1 protein-coding gene is annotated in these 1,215 nt (G+C 38.8%); it reads left to right on the top strand.

What is annotated here, in order from left to right:
* Positions 1–882, top strand: an 882-nt coding sequence (locus L1272_RS23040) for a LysR substrate-binding domain-containing protein (RefSeq protein ID WP_235374374.1), incomplete at its 5' end; no start/stop codon positions are given.
* Positions 883–1,215 lie beyond the last annotated feature (333 nt).

The raw sequence follows: 1,215 nt of genomic DNA, 5'->3' as shown, positions 1-1,215 counted from the left end.
TTACGTGCCCTGCAATGCTTTGAAGCTGTTGCGCGACTTAATAGCTTTTCCAAAGCTGCTGAGCACCTCAATGTGACTCAAAGTGCGGTTAGTCACCAAGTTCGATTACTCGAAGACTATTTGGGTGAAACTCTGTTTAACCGACAGGGGCGTTCTTTTTCCTTGACTAAGGTCGGGGAACGTTACTTTGAAGAAGTGACTAACTCATTAGGAAATCTATCAAATGCCAGTCAAATGATACGTCACGGGGAATCAGGCAATCTTCGTTTAGCTTTATATAGCTCTGTGGCGGTGAACTGGTTGATACCGAAGTTAGAAGGTTTTAGAAATCAGCACCCAGAAATAGAAATAACTTTAAATATGGTCGGGGATCAACCGGATTATAATGACCAATTTGCGGATTGTTTTATTACAATTAATCCACCGGAACGTAACTTTGTCAATCAATTCATGTTTACTGAAAAACTTTATCCAGTGTGTGGAAAAAAGCTTTGGCAGCAGTTAAGAAATAAGCCTCTACCTGATTCATTATGGCAACACCCGTTATTATCAGTACAATACTCAGGTACAAACGAAAGTCTTGGTGACGACTGGTTACGTTGGTGTATGAGTGGTAAATTTGAATTACCTAAAGACGTCAAAATTAATCAATTTAGTCATGTCTTACTTGCCGCTGAAGCGGCTCGATATAATTTGGGAATTACCCTCATTAATAATTACATGATGAATGATCAGGATCGCCAGCAAAGTCTTGTGCGCATACCTATGCACGAGCTTATTACCGGAGATAACTTCTATTTTGTCTATAAGGAAACACGAGCTAGGCAACCTGATATTATGAAATTAGCTCGTTGGCTTAAACAGCAGTGTTATGAACTGTAATCAGCCTAGCTATTTAAATCAGAGTTGAAGGTGAATACTAGCTCCTTAGAAGTAGCTGTCAGCGTCCGTTTAGTTTTGTTAGTTGCCAGTCAAAATGAGTTTGCCAGAGGCCTTTATTGGCACAAATTGGCTATTCACTGTCAGATTTAATTCAACTCTATAAATCAAATCTGGCAGATCAAGTTAAGACTTATTCATTTATCAATTGTTAACACCAAGCGATTTTGTCGTACTTTAATTACCACGCGATTCTGTCGTAATCGCTAATTACCAAGGGAAATTGACGGTTATCTTTAACCGTGTTCTTTAAATGTTTTGTTTAAGCATTTGAGG

The organism is Pseudoalteromonas sp. PAST1 (assembly GCF_021532515.1).
Taxonomy (GTDB): domain Bacteria; phylum Pseudomonadota; class Gammaproteobacteria; order Enterobacterales; family Alteromonadaceae; genus Pseudoalteromonas; species Pseudoalteromonas simplex.
The sequence above is the reverse complement of the archived record's forward strand: the minus strand, read 5'-3'. Positions and strand labels throughout refer to the sequence as shown.